Source organism: Bordetella sp. H567 (genome assembly GCF_001704295.1).
GTDB lineage: Bacteria > Pseudomonadota > Gammaproteobacteria > Burkholderiales > Burkholderiaceae_B > Bordetella_C.
Genome location: NZ_CP012334.1, coordinates 4,019,857 through 4,037,176, shown reverse-complemented (window position 1 = coordinate 4,037,176; position 17,320 = coordinate 4,019,857). Strand labels below are relative to the sequence as shown.

Annotated in this window: 16 protein-coding genes; 5 read left to right on the top strand and 11 right to left on the bottom strand. The window is 67.0% G+C overall.

Translation table 11 applies throughout. The features are described 5' to 3' along the window. Positions 1-192 precede the first annotated feature (192 nt). Positions 193-1,581 carry an MFS transporter gene (locus AKI39_RS18115; protein WP_066639123.1) on the top strand — a complete coding sequence of 463 codons (1,389 nt, stop codon included), beginning with the start codon at positions 193-195 and terminating at the stop codon, positions 1,579-1,581. Then, complete coding sequence (locus AKI39_RS18110; protein ID WP_083228917.1) at positions 1,581-2,501, top strand: alpha/beta fold hydrolase; 921 nt, start codon at positions 1,581-1,583, stop codon at positions 2,499-2,501. The genes AKI39_RS18115 and AKI39_RS18110 overlap by 1 nt, the downstream gene beginning before the upstream one ends. A gap of 73 nt (positions 2,502-2,574) precedes the next feature. Here AKI39_RS18110 and AKI39_RS18105 read toward each other — a convergent pair whose 3' ends face one another. From AKI39_RS18105 to AKI39_RS18090, 4 genes are all read right to left on the bottom strand, one after another. Beyond that, positions 2,575-3,978: a GntT/GntP/DsdX family permease gene (locus AKI39_RS18105; protein ID WP_066639121.1), complete on the bottom strand. Its 1,404-nt coding sequence runs from the start codon at positions 3,976-3,978 to the stop codon at positions 2,575-2,577. Beyond that, positions 3,975-4,523 carry a gluconokinase gene (locus AKI39_RS18100; RefSeq protein WP_066639116.1) on the bottom strand — a complete coding sequence of 183 codons (549 nt, stop codon included), beginning with the start codon at positions 4,521-4,523 and terminating at the stop codon, positions 3,975-3,977. Before AKI39_RS18100 ends, AKI39_RS18105 begins: the two co-directional genes overlap by 4 nt. A 149-nt stretch (positions 4,524-4,672) precedes the next feature. After that, complete coding sequence (locus AKI39_RS18095) at positions 4,673-5,332, bottom strand: thiopurine S-methyltransferase (protein WP_066639114.1); 660 nt, start codon at positions 5,330-5,332, stop codon at positions 4,673-4,675. 51 nt (positions 5,333-5,383) lie between these two features. After that, complete coding sequence (locus tag AKI39_RS18090) at positions 5,384-6,436, bottom strand: NAD(P)-dependent alcohol dehydrogenase (protein WP_066639111.1); 1,053 nt, start codon at positions 6,434-6,436, stop codon at positions 5,384-5,386. 209 nt (positions 6,437-6,645) lie between these two features. On the opposite strand from AKI39_RS18090, the gene AKI39_RS18085 reads away from it, so the two are divergent. Next, positions 6,646-7,569, top strand: coding sequence for a LysR family transcriptional regulator (locus AKI39_RS18085; RefSeq protein WP_066639109.1), 924 nt, complete (start codon positions 6,646-6,648; stop codon positions 7,567-7,569). A 77-nt stretch (positions 7,570-7,646) separates the two neighbouring features. On the opposite strand, the gene AKI39_RS18080 is transcribed toward AKI39_RS18085, so the two are convergent. From AKI39_RS18080 to AKI39_RS18070, 3 genes are all read right to left on the bottom strand, one after another. Further along, positions 7,647-9,173, bottom strand: a complete 1,527-nt coding sequence (locus tag AKI39_RS18080) for a PepSY-associated TM helix domain-containing protein (protein WP_066639108.1) — start codon at positions 9,171-9,173, stop codon at positions 7,647-7,649. Positions 9,174-9,246: 73 nt separating this feature from the next. Next, on the bottom strand, positions 9,247-9,735 hold the full coding sequence (locus tag AKI39_RS18075) for a DUF2946 family protein (RefSeq protein ID WP_066639107.1): 489 nt from the start codon (positions 9,733-9,735) through the stop codon (positions 9,247-9,249). A 21-nt stretch (positions 9,736-9,756) separates the two neighbouring features. Then, positions 9,757-10,128: a DUF2784 domain-containing protein gene (locus tag AKI39_RS18070; protein WP_066639106.1), complete on the bottom strand. Its 372-nt coding sequence runs from the start codon at positions 10,126-10,128 to the stop codon at positions 9,757-9,759. Between the two features lie 231 nt (positions 10,129-10,359). Here AKI39_RS18070 and AKI39_RS18065 point away from each other — a divergent pair, with 231 nt between their 5' ends. Beyond that, on the top strand, positions 10,360-10,725 hold the full coding sequence (locus tag AKI39_RS18065) for a response regulator (protein ID WP_066639104.1): 366 nt from the start codon (positions 10,360-10,362) through the stop codon (positions 10,723-10,725). Positions 10,726-10,849: 124 nt separating this feature from the next. After that, a complete protein-coding gene (locus AKI39_RS18060) occupies positions 10,850-11,473 on the top strand; it encodes an FMN-binding negative transcriptional regulator (protein WP_066643276.1) in 624 nt (207 codons plus the stop codon). A 13-nt stretch (positions 11,474-11,486) separates the two neighbouring features. Here the strand turns inward: AKI39_RS18060 and AKI39_RS18055 are convergent, their stop codons facing one another. From AKI39_RS18055 to AKI39_RS18040, 4 genes are all read right to left on the bottom strand, one after another. Next, entirely contained in the window at positions 11,487-14,177 is a 2,691-nt protein-coding gene (locus AKI39_RS18055; RefSeq protein ID WP_066639101.1) for a mechanosensitive ion channel domain-containing protein, read from the bottom strand. A 120-nt stretch (positions 14,178-14,297) separates the two neighbouring features. Further along, entirely contained in the window at positions 14,298-14,660 is a 363-nt protein-coding gene (locus AKI39_RS18050; protein ID WP_076879717.1) for a winged helix-turn-helix transcriptional regulator, read from the bottom strand. Positions 14,661-14,801: 141 nt separating this feature from the next. Further along, the gene (locus AKI39_RS18045) at positions 14,802-15,962 is read right to left on the bottom strand and encodes a PQQ-dependent sugar dehydrogenase (RefSeq protein WP_145925312.1); all 1,161 of its coding nucleotides are present in this window, start codon (positions 15,960-15,962) and stop codon (positions 14,802-14,804) included. A 160-nt stretch (positions 15,963-16,122) separates the two neighbouring features. Then, complete coding sequence (locus AKI39_RS18040) at positions 16,123-17,211, bottom strand: Ldh family oxidoreductase (protein ID WP_066639086.1); 1,089 nt, start codon at positions 17,209-17,211, stop codon at positions 16,123-16,125. Positions 17,212-17,320: the final 109 nt, after the last annotated feature.

Sequence of the window (17,320 nt, the reverse complement as noted above, 5' to 3'; positions counted from 1 at the left end):
TGGCTTGCGTAGCTTTGTGTGCTTCCTGGAACATTCGCCACGCAACACCACAATAACGATCAGGAGACAGAGCATATGGATACGCACGCCCCCGCGGGTGCGGCGCCAGGGGCTGCCCTTGCGCCAGCGTCCGGCCACTCGCCGGCCCCGACCTCCCCCCTGGCCCCGACCTCCCCGCCGGCCGCCACGACCATGTCGGACGACGAATACGCGCTGCACGTCGCGGCGCGTCTGGATCGCCTGCCCTATTCCAGAACGGCCAAGCACTTCGTCTTCCTGATTTCGATCGGGGCGATCTTCGAGCTGTACGACCTGTTCATGACGGCCTACATCGCGCCCGGGCTGGTCAAGAGCGGGTTGTTCGCCACGAGTTCTTTGCACTTCTTCGGCTTGAGCGGCGTGGGCTTCTTCGTCTTCTGCACCTTCGCGGGCATGTTCGTCGGTACCATCTTCTTCGGTTTCATCGCCGACCGAGCCGGGCGGCGCGCGATCTTCACGGTGTCCCTGGTGTGGTATTCGCTCGCCACGCTGATCATGGCGTTCCAGCATACGGCGGGCGGCATCGACCTGTTTCGCTTCATCGCCTCGATCGGCCTGGGGCTGGAGCAGGTGACCATCGATACCTTCATTCCGGAGCTGGTGCCACCGAACGCGCGCGGCCGGGCCTTTGCCCTGTACCAGTTCATCGAATTCCTGATCGTGCCGGTGGTGGCCTTGCTGGGCTGGCTGCTGGTGCCGCGCCAGCCCCTGGGGCTGGATGGCTGGCGCTGGGTCGCCATCATCGCGTCGGTGGGGGCATTGGCCGCGTGGTGGTTGCGTCGAGCGCTTCCGGAAAGCCCGCGCTGGCTGGCCATGCATGGCAAAAGAGAGCGCGCCGAGCGCATCATGCGGGACATCGAGGCCAGTGCAACGCGCGACCTGGGACGCCCGCTGCCGCCGGCCCAGGTGCCGGGCACCGCCCGGGTCGAATCGCAAGGCCGCTTCGTGGAGTTGCTGCGTCCCCCGCACCGCAAGCGCCTGATCGTGATGTCGGTCTTCAACCTGCTGGCCGTGATCGGCTTCTATGGATTCAGCGCCTGGGTGCCCACGCTGCTGATCGCCAAGGGCGTGGAAATCACGAAGAGCCTTCAGTACGCCTTCATCATCGCCATCGCCAACCCCTTCGGTCCGTTGCTGGGCCTGCTCATTGCCGACCGGATGGAACCGAAATGGCAGATCGTCTGTGCCGGTATCGGCATCGGCGGCTTCATGGTGCTGTTCGCCATGCAAGTCAGCCCGGTGACGGTGATCGTCTTCGGCGTGCTCGTGACCTTGTCGAACAACTGGCTCTCGTTTATCTTCCACAGCTACCAGGCTGAACAGTTTCCCACGCGCCTGCGTGGCCGCGCCGTCGGCTTCGTATACGGCTGGGGGCGCGCCAGCGCGGCCATCGTGGGCCTGCTGATCGGCTTCTTCCTCAGTGTCGGCGGCACGCCGGGGGTCGCGGCCTTCATGGGTGTCGCGATGGTGTTGATGATCCTGGTCATCGCGGTTTTCGGCCCGCGCACCTTGCGCCGGCCGCTTGAGGAGATCTCACGCTGATGGATATGCAGGAATCCGAGACAGGCGACCGCAACGCGCACGCCCTGCCTATGCGCGGCCACGATGCCGACGGCCATGAAGGAACGTGGATCGTGCCCGACGTGCCGCCCTTGATGATCGCCGGCGCGGGCGGCGTACGGGTGGCGGCCTATGAATGGGGCAACCCGGAGGGCAGGGAGATCCTGCTGGTTCATGGGGTGGCCCAATGCCATTTGTGCTTCGCGCCGCAGATCGCCAGCGCGCTCGCGCGCGAGTTCCGTATTGTCGCGGTGGACCTGCGCGGCCACGGCGCGGCGGACAAGCCGCTGGATACGGCCGCGTACCAGCATCACAGCGCCTGGGCCGACGATATCGCGGCCGTGCTGCAGGCCAAGGCGCTGCGGCGTCCTGTCGCGGTGGGATGGTCCATGGGTGGCCGCGTCCTGCGGCAGTATCTGATGCGCTACGGCGATGGCGCGCTGGCCGGCATCCACTTCGTCGGAGCGCGCGTGATCGAGGACCCGCGCGCCGCCGGGCCCGCCACGCCCACCGCGCAGCCCTGCGGTCATCCGACCGTGGCGCAGGAAGTCGAGCAGACCATCTCGTTCCTGGATGCCTGCTATTACAAGCGGCCCGCGCGCGCGCTGTACGAGCGGGCCCTCTGCTACAACGCCATCGTGCCGATGCCCGTGCGGCGCGCGGCGGCGGCCTGGCATACCGATCCCGCCGAAACCATCGCGGCACTGCGCAAGGTGCGCGTACCCACGCTGGTGACGCAGGGCATGCGCGATACGATCGTCCTGCCGGCGGCCGCCCACATGATCGTGGAAGCGATTCCGCATGCGCGGATATCCTGGTACGAGGAGTGTGGGCATTCGCCGTTCCAGGAGTACCCAGAGCGCTTCAACCAGGAACTCGCGGCCTTCGTGCGGGAAGTGTGAGCGCGGCGCCGCCTGGCGTAGGCTGCCTGCCCATCCCGGGCGGCAGCGCCTCCATCGGCCGGGACAGTCGCCGCTACATCACCAGCGACAGCCCGTAGGTCAGGATCAGCCCCATCACGGCCAGCACGGTTTCCATGAAGGACCAGGTCTTGATGGTCTGTCCCACGGTCAGGCCGAAATATTCCTTGACCAGCCAGAAGCCGGCGTCGTTGACGTGGGAAAAGAACAGCGAGCCGGCGCCGATGGCCAGCACGACCAGCGAGAGGTGGTTCGGCGGCAGGTGGGTGGCGAGCGGGGCGACGATGCCCGCGGCCGTGACGGTCGCGACCGTGGCGGAGCCCGTGGCCAGGCGAATGAATACCGCGACGATCCAGCCCAGCACCAGCGTCGACAACCCCGTGGCCAGCGCGATCTTCGCAATCGCGGCGCCGGTCCCGCCGTCGACCAGCGCCTGCTTGAAGCCGCCGCCGGCGCCGACGATCAGCATCACGCCCACGACTGGCAACAGGCTGGCGGCGATTTTTTTCCCGAGCACCGAGATGTTGAAGCCGACCGAGGTGCCGAAGGTGACCATGGCCAGCAGGACCGCGACCAGCAGGGCAAACACCGGATCGCCGATGAAGTCCAGGACATGGCGCACCGGGTCATCCTTGCCCATCCAGATATCGGCGCCGGCCTTGATCAGCATCAGGACGATGGGCGACAGCAGCGTGACCAGGGTTACGGCGAACGTAGGGCTGCGCACCGGCGCGGCATCCGCCTCGTCCGTGGAGACCTGTGCCCCTTCCGCCCGCCGGTCCGAGCCGGTGACCGCCAGCCCCGCGCCGGCCGCGCCGATGGGTACCATGCGCGCGGCAAGCAGGCCGAACAGCGGGCCGCCGACCGCGACGGTGGGAATGGCGATCAGCAGGCCGATCGCCAGCGTCACGCCGACGTCGGCATGCAGGATCGCGATGGCCGCCAAGGGGCCGGGATGCGGCGGGATGAAGCCGTGCAGCACGGAAAGGCCCGCCAGGGCGGGGATGCCAAGCCGCATGGCCGGTCCGCGCGATTTGTGCACGGCAAGCATGACGACCGGTATCAGCAGCACTAGGCCGATCTCGAAGAACATCGGAATGCCGATGATGCTGGCCACCAGGGCCATCTTCCAGGGCAGCGTGGCGGGCCGGCCGCGCAGGATGCGTTCCACGACCTGGTCCGCGCCGCCTGAATCCGCCAGCAGCTTGCCCAGCATGGCGCCCAGCGCGATAAGGACGCCGACGTAGCCCAGCACGCCGCCCACGCCGGCCTCGTACGAGCTGGTCACTTTCTCCAGGGGAATGCCGGAGCCGACGCCGACGAACAGCGCGCCGATGGTCAGCGCGATGAACGCGTGCAGTTTCAACCAGACGATCAGGACGACCAGCAAGACGATGCCGATGGCCGCGACGATCAATACCTGGGTGTCGTGGGACGTCAACACAGTGGACAGGTTCATTCGTTTTCCTTCTTTCCTGTGGTTGCGTTCAAGCCTAGCGTGTCGATGATGGTGTTGGCGATGGTCGACGGCGCGGGCCCGATGTCCACGCGGATGGCGGGCTCGTCGGCCGTCGGCTCCTGCAGCGCCTCGAACTGGCTGTCGAGCAGGGCAGGAGGCATGAAGTGGCCGTGGCGGGCGGCCAGGCGCGCGGCGATGGTTTGCTTGGACCCGGCCAGATAGACGAACTGCACGCCGTGGCCGCGGCGGTTGATGATGTCCCGATAGGAACGCTTCAGGGCGGAGCAGGTGATCAGGCCGTTCTCGCCCGCATCCAGGCATTGCTCGACCCACTGCGCGACTTTCTCCAGCCAGGGCGCGCGATCCTCGTCGGTCAGTGGATGTCCGGCGTGCATCTTGTCGATGTTGGATTGGGGATGCAGGGCGTCGCCTTCCTCGAAAGGCCAGTCCAGCCGTCCGGAAAGAATGGCGGCAACGGTGGTCTTGCCGCAGCCCGATACGCCCATGAGCACCAGGACCACCGGTTTGTCGATGGATGTGGCCATGCGTCTACCCTCCCTCGCGTGTTTGCAGGCCCGCTGTCAGATGATGGTCAGGTAGGCGGGTCGTGGACAGATTAGCCCAAGTTGAGCGATCAGGGCGAGCGGCTTTTTGGGCGGGCTCGCGGGGCGCCGGGCGATGCGGTGGGCAGCCCTCAAGCGCGCCGTTGCAGGCGGTACGCCAATGCATCGAGCTTGCTGACGCCGGCCTTCTGGAACTTGGGTTCCAGGTCCAGGATGTCGCGGCGGTAGACCAGTTCGGCGACCGAGTGGCCGGCGTACAAGGCCTGGACCTCTTCGTCGTCCACCGAAAAGGGCGGGCCGTCCATTTCCTGCTGGGGATAGTCCAGGGTAATGAGCAGTCCCTGGTACCGATCGGATAGCTGGCCGTACACATGTTGCACGTAGCGCGGACGCATGTCGCGGGGAAGGGCGACCAGGGCCGCGCGGTCGAAGACGCCCGTGCAGCCGCGCAGCGTCTCGGCGTCCACGTCGAAGATATCGCCGCGGATGATCTCGATGTTGCCGGCCACGTAGTGGTCGCCCATCGCGGAGCGCCGCACCTGTGGCGTCAGTCGGTTCTCGTCGAAGAACTGTTCCACCGCCAGCGCCGACAGTTCGACGCCCAGCACGTTCAGGCCGCGCTGGGCGAGCCACGGCATGTCCAGGGATTTACCGCACAAGGGAACGAGCACGCGGCTGCCCGGGGCGAATTGCAGCGTGGGCCAGAAGCGCTCCAGCGGCGGCGAGATGCGTGTCTGATGAAAATGGGTTCGCCCTTCGCGCCACCGTTCCAGCCAGAATTCCGCATCCATGCCGCCTGCTCCTTGTGTTTGACCGACGCGGCTATTGTACGGACCGCGCCGTCAGATCGTCGCCATGTCGATGACGAAGCGGTACTTGACGTCGCTTTTCAGCATGCGGGCGTAGGCCTTCTCGATGTCCTGCATGTCGATCATCTCGATATCGGCAGTGATGCCGTGCTCCGCGCAGAAGTCCAGCATTTCCTGGGTTTCCGGGATGCCGCCGATCACCGAGCCGGCGATGGAGCGACGGCCCATGATCAGGTTGCCGACATTGGGCGTCGGATGCGGCGTGGCCGGCACGCCGACCAGGGTCATCGCGCCGTCGCGTTTCAGCAGCGTGGTGTAGGCGTCCAGGTCGTGCGCGACGGCGACCGTATTCAGGATGAAGTCGAAGCTGCGCGCGTGGCCGGCCATTGCATCGGCATCACGCGAGACGACCACCTCGTCGGCGCCCAGCTTGCGGGCTTCCTCGGCCTTGGAGGGCGAGGTGGTGAAGGCCACCACGTGCGCGCCCAACGCGTGCGCCAGCTTGATGCCCATGTGGCCCAGGCCGCCGATGCCGACGATGCCGACCTTCTTGCCGGGGCCAACCTTCCAGTGGCGCAGCGGCGACCAGGTGGTGACGCCGGCGCACAGCAGCGGCGCGGTGGCCGCCAGGTCGGCCTGGGCGTGCCGGATCTTCAAAACGAAGTATTCATCGACGACCACATCGGCGGAATAGCCGCCGTAGGTGTTCTCGCCGCTGCCGTCCAGCCAGCCGTTGTAGGTGCCCTGGAAGCCGTGCGGACCTTCGCAGTACTGTTCCAGGCCATCGCGGCAGGAAGGGCAGGTGCGGCAGCTATCGACCATGCAGCCAACCCCGACGAGATCGCCCAACTTGAAGCGCGACACGTCCTTGCCGATGGCGCTGACCCGGCCGACGATTTCGTGGCCCGGCACGGACGGGTAGCGCACGCCGGCCCATTCGCCCCGCACGGTGTGCAGGTCCGAATGGCAGACGCCGCAATACAGGATCTGGATGGCGACGTCGGTGGGGCCGGGCTCGCGCCGCTCGATGGTCAATGGGGCCAGCGTGGTCGTGGGGGAGTGCGCGGCAAAAGCCTTGGTTTGCATGGTGGTTCCTTCCGATGATGCACACGCCGGCACGCCACGAAGGCCCTGGGGCCTGGCGGTGCGCGGACGTGTGGGGGGACAAGCTGCACTGCGCCGCCGGTGCGCCGGATCGGCGCGATTGAGGGGCAGGGCGCGGCTGCGGGCAGTATAGGGATGGCCGATTGTTGGGTCTATGCCCTAGAATTGGCATGACCTACTGGCAAAACGCCATGAATCAACGTCCCAGCCTGACCGAACTCACCGCCTTCGCCGCGATCGTGCGCCACGCCAGTTTCCGCGCCGCCGCCGATGAATTGGGCATGTCGGCTTCCACATTGAGCCATATGATGCGGGCGCTGGAACAGCGCCTGGGCCTGCGCCTGTTCCATCGCACGACCCGCAGCGTCGCGCCGACGGAGGCCGGCGCGCGCTTCTTCCACAATGTGTCGCCCGTGCTGAGCGACCTCGATCGGGCCTTGGCCGATGTCGGCGCCTTGAGCGAGCAGCCGACGGGCAGCGTGCGCATCAACGCGGCGGAGCCGGCCGCGCGCGCCTTGATGGACCGTATCGTGCCTGCCTTCCTGGAACGCTATCCGGGCATACATGTGGACCTGGTCGTGGAAGGGCGGCTGGTGGACATCGTGGCCGAAGGCTTCGACGCCGGCGTCCGGCTGGGCGAATCGTTGCCGCGCGATATGGTGGCCGTGCCTTTCGGCGGCGATTGCCGGCTGCTTTGCGTGGCATCGCCAGACTACCTGCGGCGCGCGGGTACGCCGCGCACGCCCGACGAGCTCGCACGGCATCCCTGCGTCCGGTTTCGGCTGCCCAGCGGAAAGATGTACCGCTGGGAGTTCAAGCGGCACGGGCAGGAATTCAAGTTCGACGCCAACGGTCCGATCACGCTGGACAACATGGATCTGATGGTGGATGCGGCCATCAAGGGACTGGGCATCGCCTTCGTCTGGGACGACACGGCGCGCCCCGCGCTCGACAGCGGCAAGCTGGTCACGATCCTGGACGACTGGACGCCACCGTTCGAAGGCCATTATCTGTACTACCCAAGCCACCGCCTGGTCCCGGTGGCATTGCGTGCCTTCGTCGACGTGCTCAAGGACGTCGAGCGCCAGGCGCCGCCGCCGCCGCGTCCCCGCTAGGCGCCTGGCCGAACGGGCGCGCGCTGCCGCCGCGCCTGCGGACGCGATCGGCGCGCATGCACAGAGGCGATATTCGACTAGACCGGTCGCCGCGAGTACGCGCCCGATCGCGGCCGGGCGGCCAGCCGCCAACGGAGGACATCGACCAGCATGAAGGCCAGCAGGCTGGCGCCCATCAGCGGGAGACTCCATCCCAGCGCGGCGGCCACCAAGGCCGCGATGCCGCGCGGGATTGCCGACAGGCGCCCCCAGGCCTGGGTCACCGTCAGGACGGGTGAACCCGGCGCGGGCCGGCGCCGCCACCACATCACGTAGCCCAGCAGGACCATGATGCTCAAGGCGATGCCGAAGGCCGCCATCAGCAGCTGGTTGGGCCAGCCGAACAGGATGCCCATGTGGGTGTCGATGCCCCAGCGAATCAGCTTGGCCACCAGCGGGAAGGTCGCGAAGTCGGCCCGGCTCACGATGGATAGGTCGCGGCCGTCGATGGCAATGGCATCGACTTGGGTGGGCCAGGAGCGATCGACTTCGTTGACCGCCCAGGCCTGGTCGGCCTTGCGGGGCGGACGGATTTCCACTTCGCCCGCATCGATGCCGGCGGCGCGCGCGGTGGCGAGGACCCGGTCGAATTGGCCGGCGTAGGCGTTCGCGCCGCTCATCTCGGGCGCGGTATGCACCATGGACGCCGCGTCTCCCATGCGGCCCGCGCCTGCCATGTGTCCCATGTGCTCCCCACCGCCGCTGTGCGCGGCATGCTCGCCGTCGCCGTCGCCGTCATCGTGGACGTCGCCGCTTGCGGGCCGCGCCGCGTCGGCCGGCTTCAGGCTTGTCGATACGGAAGGCGTGACCCAACCGAGTTCCTGGCGCACCACGTTGATATTCCCGCCGGCCCAGCGCGACCACGTCAGGCCGGTGGCGGACAGGAAGAACAGGCCCAGTGCTATCCATAACCCGATCACGCTATGAAGGCGCCGCAGGCGCAGTCTGGCGCTGGAGGAGGTCGCCGCCAATTGTGCGCGGCGGCGACGGCCGTAGGCCCACAGGATGATGCCGCCCAAGGCGGCAAACCACAGCCAGGATGCCGCGAGTTCGCTGTAGTTGCGGCCCCGGTCTCCCAGCAGCAGATTGCGGTGCAGGGTATCGAGTGTCGTGCGCAAGGGCAGCGTGCCGCTGGTGCCGTAGACGTTCAGGTCGCCCTTGATCGCCAGCGTAACGGGATCGACGAAGATGCCGCGATGTTCGGAATCCTGCAGCCCGGTCGCCTTGAACAGGACCCGCGTCGTGGTCCCGGGCCGCGGCGCGGGGCGCACGGCGAACAGCGCGGCGTGCGGGCCGGCGACCGCCCGCGCGGCGGCGATCTGCTCGGTCAGGCTATGTGCGGGCCCCGTCGCATCGGTGTACAGCTGATCGGCGTAGAGCCGGTTTTCGATTTGAGGGGTAAGCACGAACAGCGTGCCCGTGACGGCGGCGACGAGGATGAAGGGCCCCACGAACAGGCCGACGTAGAAGTGCAGGCGTGTGATAAGCGCGATGAGCGCGGCGCCGACGGCCGGCCTGGCCGTGCCGTCCTGCCCGGACGCGGCGCGATGAAATGCATAGGACATGATGGATCCACCTTGTCTTGTGAACGGACGAGCGGCCTTGCGCGTCGCGCGGCCGCGGATGATGCGTTCGAGGTCAGGCGGAAGGTGGCGCGCGCGAACCCAGCGGCGGACCGGCGGGCGGCAGTGGGGGCAAGGCGGCGGGCGCGGTGAAGCGCACCGGCAGGTCGCGAACGGCGGCCAGCAGGGGCATGATCGCCGCAGGCGGCAGGTCCACGGCCAGATGGGCCGCGGCCCAGAACGGGCATTCGGCGCCCGCGGCATGGTGGCTTCCGTCATGATCCGGGCCGCCGTCGATGCCATGGACGGCGCCGTCGCGATCCAGGTGCGTGTCCGGCCCGAGCGTATGCAAGTCTTGCGCGGCCCCGCCCGGCAAGACCTGCATGACGGTGACCATGCCTGTCGAGGTGCACAGGCCGATGCGCATGACACCTTGCCGCAGCGCGGCGGTATCCGGCATATATCCCACCGGAATCATCGCGCGCAAGCTGACGGCAAGCAGCAGCAGGCACAGCAGCGTGCGTGTGCCCCAGGCGGCGCGAGGAATCCTGAAAACGGGAAGCATGGCAGCGGATTTTACGATCAATCACCCTGCTTTGCGCCGTCGGCGTCTGTACAGCAATGCATAAACGATGGCGTTGCCCGCCAGCAGCAGGACGGCCAGCAGCGTCTGCGTCACGCGGTTCAATCCGGGCGGATAGATGAGCGCCGTCAGGTAGTGATGGATAAAATCGCCGCCGTAGGGTGTTTGGTCCGCCTGGACTCGCAGCGCATTTTCCAGCGGGGTCAGCGGGCAGATCCATCCCATGCCGGCCACGGCCACGCCCCAGGCGAGCGCGGGTAGATGAACCCAGGCCAGCCACCGCTTCCAGAAGACGGACAGGCCGCCGAAAACCACCCAGGCCACGAACAGCATATGCGCGATCAGGACAGCGTCGGCCAGAATGCGATACATCATGCGGGTGTGAGCGCCGGGTGCGATGTAAGGAAAGGAAAAGATAGCGCCGGAACCATACTGACGGCATAAGCTCATAGAAGTATCTTACGCGTCCTCGCAAGCGGTATTGAGTACCGCCCCGCGTCACCAGGACAGGCACGAGGCTTGCGGACGTAGTCCTTTGGTTCAACAATATCCCGCATGGCTGCGGGCTGGCATAGCGGACGCGCTTGACGGCGCGGCGGAGCGAATATGGCAAAAATCATGGTGGTGGACGACGAGGCCACCCTGGCGAGAGTGGTTCACGAGGCCCTCAGTGGTGCCGGCCATACGGTATATGTAGAGAACGACGGCCTGAAGGCCCTGACACGGATGCTGGAAATCCAACCGGACCTTGTCGTGTCCGATGTCATGATGCCCGGCATGGGCGGAGCCTCGCTGCTGACGGCTATGCGCGACAACGCCTACCTGGAGGAGGTGCCCGTCATCGTCATGAGCGGCATGCCGGAAGAATCCGTCGTCAATGCCTGCCCCCGCTATACCGCCTTCATCGCCAAGCCCTTCGACCTGTCCGCCATCGTGGATATGGTGAACCGCGTTCTGGGAACCTCGCACTAGCGTGGCCTTGCCGCCCTCCGGGGATACGCGGGCCGCGCTTTGACCGTGTCATCCGCCGCGCACCCGCGGGCGGTACGCCGGGCAGGATTGCCCGATAATGGCGCATTCCCCGGGAGTTCCCATCATGTACGTACCGCCGGCCTTTCGCGAAGAAGATTTGTCCACCATCCATCGCGCCATGCGGGAAGCGCGGCTGATCCAGCTGGTAACGGCCGGGCCGGACGGCTTGATGGCAACGCCCTTGCCCATGCTGCTGGCGGCGGACGAAGGCGAGCAGGGCGTGCTGTACGGTCACATGGCGCGGGCCAATCCACATTGGCGCGCGGCGATAACAGGCGAGGCACTGGCCATCTTCATGGGCCCCGATGCCTATGTCTCGCCGTCCTGGTATGCCAGCAAAGCACGCGACGGCAAGGTGGTGCCCACCTGGAACTACCTGGCGGTCCATGCATATGGGCCGGTGGAATTCTTCGACGATGCGCAGCGCTTGCTGCAGGTGGTTTCCGGCCTGACCGATCGCCAGGAAGCCGCCCGCGACGAACCGTGGTCCGTGTCGGATGCACCGCCCGATTACGTCGCCTCGATGCTGCGCGGCATCGTCGGGATAAGGCTGCCCATCGCCCGCATCGACGCCAAGCGCAAGATGAGCCAGAACCGCAGCACGGAGGACCGCGCCGGCGTGATGGCCGGGCTGGCGGCCAGCGAGGATCCCATGGACCGCGCTGCCGCCGCGCTGATCCCCAAATAAAGAACCGCCGGGCTCAGCTTGTACGGCGCTGTCCCGCACCGTTGCCCGCGCGGGCGGGGCCGTGCGCGGACGCCGCTTCCGTCTCGTTTGCCGGGGCGACCAGTGGCGAGGCGTCGGGCGGCAGCAGCAGGCTGGCGCGCGGATTGGCGATCTCGATACCCAGTTCGCGAAAACGCTCCAGGATGCGCCGGTTGATCTCGCGCTGCACGCCCCAGCGGCCCTTGTCGCTGCAGCGCATCTGGCCCACCAGGGTCACCATGGATCCGTCGACGGAATCCACGCCCCACACTTCGAGGTCGTTCAAGATCTGATCCTTGAAGTTCGGATCCTCGCGCAGCGAGGCGCCGATCTGCTTCAATTCCCGCACGACCATATCGATGTCGGTATCGTAGGCGACGCTGATGCGCACGGCTGCGTTGCCGATGCCGCGATTGCTGTTGCTCACGGTGGATACCGAGCTGAAGGGCACGATGTATAGCGCGCCATCGCCGCCGCGCAGCCGCACGGTGCGTATGGACAGGTATTCGACGCTGCCCGACACGCCGGCCACGGTCACCCAATCGCCGACCCGCATGGCGTTTTCCATCAGCAGGAAAATGCCGGTGATGAAGTCCTGCACCAGCTTCTGCGATCCGAAACCCAGCGCCACGCCGACGATGCTGGCGCCAGCCAGCAGTGGCGTGGTGTTGATACCGATTTCGTTCAGGGCCGTGAGGCCGACGATCAAGGCCACGACGATGAATAGCGCGGTGCGCAACATGGGCAGCAGCGTGCGCAGCCGCGCCGCCCGCACGACGTCGCCCTGGCGTGTCCAGCGCGCCAGTCGGCGCTCCACCGCGTACTGCACGGCTTCCCAGACCAGAATGGCGATGATGATCGCAATGACGATGGTCAGCGCCGCGGAGGCCAGGCTGCGGCCCAGCGATCCGCTGGCGAACCAGCCCAGCGCGTCGATGCCCCAGGATTCGAACAGCACGACGATCGTGCATAGCGTAAGGACCACCGACACCAGGCCGCGCGTCCAGGGGTAGTAGCGGTCCGACAGCCGCGCGGACCCGCGCGCGGCCGTGGCGTCATCGCCGTGCCCGGCGTCCGGGCCGGTGGAGAACAGCCGGCCCAGGCTACCCAGGATCAGGATGGCCAGCAGGCGAGCGACGACGAGCACCGCGGCCGATATCAGGACGAAGTGGATCAGCTTGGGAAAACCGTCCTCCACGCCCAAGGCCCATACCACCCAGACGCCCATGATCAGCACGATGGCGATGGCGGCCCATGCCTCGGCCAGCCAGCTGCGCGCGGCGGCCAGTGGCCCGCTCGCATCGGGGGCGCCGCGCACGGCCTGGCGTATGGGCCGGCGCAGTTTCAAAACGAGAACGACCGCGCTCAGGTGGACCAGCAGGGACACCGCTTTCAAGAAGGCCATCCGCAGTCCAGGCGCGGTGCCCAGCAGGGGAATCGTGTCGGCGATTGCCATGCCGAACAACGCCAGACCGGCGATCCAGCGCGTCCATATCAACAGGACGTGGGCCGTGGCCGGGCTGATGTCCAGCAGGCGCAGGCCCTGGCCGGCGGGCGAGACCAGCAGGCGCACGACCGCCATGGTCAGCCGCAGCACGACGTAGGCCGCGATAAAGCCGGTGATGGCTTGGCGCACGTGCGGATGGTCGCTGGCCACGTAGCGCAGTGTCAGGCTGGCGCCAAGGAAGAACAAGGCGATGGGCAGCACTTGCAGCATGAGCGCACCGATCGCATAAGGCATGTTGCGCAAGGTACGCCAGTGGTGACGGGAGTTCTGCTGCCATGACTGATTGCGTGCTTCACGCGTGCGCGCCGCGTCGGGATCGGGCGACGGTGGGGGCGCCGAGACAGGAATGGACCCCGCCGCATTCTGTTTGCCGACCGGGATGGTCTCGACATGATCGACGCCGTCACGCTGGGTCTGGATCACGGCAACGCCTTCGGACGGCGGCGCCAATCCGGCCTGGGCCGTATCGCTAGCCGGATCCGCCGGCGTGGCCGCCGGTGTTGCAGGGGGTGCCGACGTCGTGGGCCGCCGCATCGCCTGCCGATTGGCATGCTCTTCCAGCGCCCTGCGCGGACGGCGCAGCGCGCGATGCAGCACCCACTCCAATACCAGGCCCGCCGCGAACGCGGCAGCCAGCGACAAGGCCAGCAGGGCCAGCAGGCGTTGTCCCGCATCCGTCGCGACCGCGCGTGAGTGTGTGAGCAAGGCGGGAATTTGCTTTGCCGCCTGGGCTGCTTCACGCATTTGCGCCGCGAAGTTATCCATCCACTGGTCCAGGCTGCGAAGCATGCGTGCCATCAGCCCGTCGCTCTCCAAGGGCACGATGCTCGATTTTTCCTCCGGCGCCGGGGAAGCTTGGGGGGCGGCCGAGGGAACGGCGCCGGTGGGCGCCAGGGAAGCGGGCGTGGCCGACGATCCCTGTCCGCCGGCGGTGGTGGCCGCCGGTGCCGGTCCCGCCGGCGCGGCGGCGGCGATGGTGTCCAGCGTTTGGATCAGTGCCGCGCGCTTGGCATCGTCCCGCAGGATATCGGCGGTATGCCGGGCCTCGGCCGGTGTGACAGCCGGCCTGACCGCCGCCGATGGCGGAGGGACCCCGTGCTGCGCCTCGGCGGCGCCATGCAGAAAGAGTGAAAAAGCGGCAAAGGCCAAGCCTGCACGGAGAATTTCGCTTATGCGCATACCGGAGAGCCGGAGACGTGGACCGGCGCAAAGATCAAAAGCGGGTCCTGGCGCAAGTGTCATACCCGCCGGTAACGCCTCCGACCACGCCGGCTGGTTACTCCGTGCGGGTATGGGCTATCAGTACGCCAGCAGCTCGGCCTCCTCGTCCTCGTCTGCTTCCATGGGCGTCGCATGCCGCTCCCCCCATTGCCCCAGCGCCAGCAGGACGGGAACCAGGTCACGACCGCGATCGGTTAGGACATACTCCCGGTAGGCGCTGCCGTCGGAGGCGGGCGCGATCGAAAGGATGCCGCGCTGGACCAGCATGCGCAGCCGCGTGGTCAGGATGTTGCGCGGAATCTTGAGGTTTTTCTGGATGGCGTTGAAGCGGCCGATTCCCTTGGCGGCGTCGCGCAGGATCAGCAATGTCCACCAGTCGCCGATGCAATCCAGTGCCCGGGCGATGGGGCAGGGTGAGGCGTGAAGACACTTTCTTTTCATCGACTCGTTCCTTATGGATAACAAGGGTCATTGCGGTACAACCTTTTGCACATCTCATGGCTCGGGTGGCGCCCAACAGCCAAAACGCGCTTCTCCCCGGCGCAGCGCGACTTCCGCCGTCGTGGCCGCACCGGCGCATGCCTACGGTTTTCGTGGCGTCAAGCGAAGCAAGCGACCATCGCCACCGTCCTCGATCACCCATAGCGCGCCGTCCGGCGCCACCGCCACGTCGCGGATGCGGTTGCCCATATCCCACAGGTCGGCCTCCGTCGCACCGCCGTGGTCGTCGAACGTGATGCGCGCCAGCGCCCGTGCCCGCAGGCCGCCGATGAAGGCAGATCCTTGCCATTGCGGGAACAGGGAGCCTGTATAGAAGGCCAACCCGGCGGGCGCGATAACCGGCGTCCAATAGATCACCGGCGCTTCGAATTCGGGATGCGTTGCGTGGCGCGGGATGGGCGTGCCGTTATAGTTGTCGCCGTTCGACACGATGGGCCAGCCGTAATTGCGGCCGCGGACGATCAGGTTCAGTTCATCGCCGCCCTTGGGACCCATTTCATCCATCCACAGGCGGCCGTCCGGTGCGAAGGCCAAGCCATAGGGATTGCGGTGGCCGGTCGTCCAGGTCTGCGCTCTGACGCCGCCCTGGGAGGACCAGGGATTGTCCGGCGGCGTGCTGCCGTCCAGGTTCAGCCGCAGCACCTTGCCCAGCGCCTGATCGGGATCCTGGGCCGTATCGGGCCGCATGCGGTCTCCCGATGTCAGGAAGAGATGACGGCCATCGGGTGCGAAGGCGATGATGCCGCCGGGCTGGCCGCCGGACCCTTTAGGTGCCTGCCGCCAGAGGACGCGCAGATCCCGAAGGGCGGCAGAGCCGCCGGCCGTGTCCAGCGTCGCCCGGGCCAGTGCCAGGCTGCTGCCGCCCGGGCCTGGTTCCATATAGGTGAAGTAGATTGCGTGCGTGGCTGCCTGGTCCGGCGCGACCGCCACATCCAGCAACCCGTTCTGGCCGCCATAGGCCACCTTGGGTACCCCTGCGACCGGGGTCTTGCGGCCGCGGGGATCGACCAGGTACATCCGCCCCGGCTTTTCGGTAATCAGCATGCGCCCGTCAGGCAGGAAGGCGATGGCCCACGGTTCGTCGAAGGTGGCGACCGGCACAGCGACGAAAGGCTTGTCGTCGCGGGGCTTGATCCGGCCGGCATTGGTTTCAGCCATGGCTCGGGCCGGCACGGCTGCCATGCTTAGCGTGGCGGCCAGGGCAGCAGCGATTCCAGTGAGGGTGATACGAGCAAGCTGCATGAGTCGACCTCCTGCCTCCGTGTATCGTCATCCCGCCGCCGGCATCCGTGCCGGCGGCGCATCCCGCATCCGCGCATCCGCCCGTCGACGGACCGCACATCGACCATCCGCGGCCGGCGCATGGCCTGCCGCGCTTCTGCGCCCCGCGTGAGGGAGCCGCTCAGACGTCCAGGGGCGCCACGCCCACGCTTTCCGCCAGCATATCCAGCGCCGCCCGCAATTCCGCATGTATCGGCACGCCGTGGGCCATGCGATCCTCGTACGTCCGGTGGGACTGCTCGCCGGGAAGGCGGATTTCGTCGCAGCCCGGCAACCGTTCCGACGACTTCATTTGTGCCCAGATATCGTCGACCTGCTCCTCGAACTGGCGCAGCGGCATGAAGGCCTCCACATCCAGGGCGATCACCGTGTGGCCGGTGTTGGTCGTCGTGGCGTAGTCCTGGTTGAAATCCACCACGTCCTTGCCGAAGGCGGCGCCGTTCAGCGTGCCCGCGAGCAGGCCGAACATCATCGCCAGGCCATAGCCCTTGGCGCCGCCGATGGGCAGCAAAAACCCTTCGTTCGATCGTTTGGGATCCAGCAGCGGTTTGCCGTCGCGTCCCACCATCCAGCCTTCGGGCATCATCTCGCCGCGCTGCGCCTTGGCCTTGACCTTGCCGTAGGCGGCATTGGTCGTGGCCATGTCCAGCACGATGGGCGGATGGCTACGGCTGGGCACCGCGATGGCGATGGGGTTGGTGGACAGCAGCATTTCCGTGCCGCCCCATGGCGGCATATGGTTGGCACTGCCTACCGCCATATAGATACCGATCATCCCGTGTCGCAGCGGCATGCGGGCGTAGATGCCGGCCGGCCCGGCATGGTTGCTCATGCGGGCGCCGACCCACGCCACGCCCGTGTTGCGCGCCTTGTGCACCGCCAGGTCGGCTGCCTTCTTCATGATCAGGTGGCCGATGCCGTTGTCGCCGTCCAGCAGCGCCGAGCCCGCGCGCTCCTCCAGGATCTGGATGTCCGGCTGCATATTCATGCCGCCGGCGCGGATGCGCTTCACATAGGGGGGCAGGCGGAAAACGCCGTGCGCGTCCGCGCCGCGGGCATCGGCCTCGGCCATGATCCCGCCCACCACATGGGCGTCGGATTCGGGCATGCCGACGGCCGTCAATACACGGGCGATGAAATCCTGCAGGCGGGCGGCCGGGACGCGGATCGGGTGCGGCGCGCTGGCGCCGGAGGCGGTTTCTTGGGACATCGAAGCACGGGACGCAGGTCCCGCCATATCAATTTGGACTGAGAGGCAGGAAGTATAGGAAGCGGCCTCCTATGAGGCCAATGCTGTTTTCTGACCCATCCATAACAAA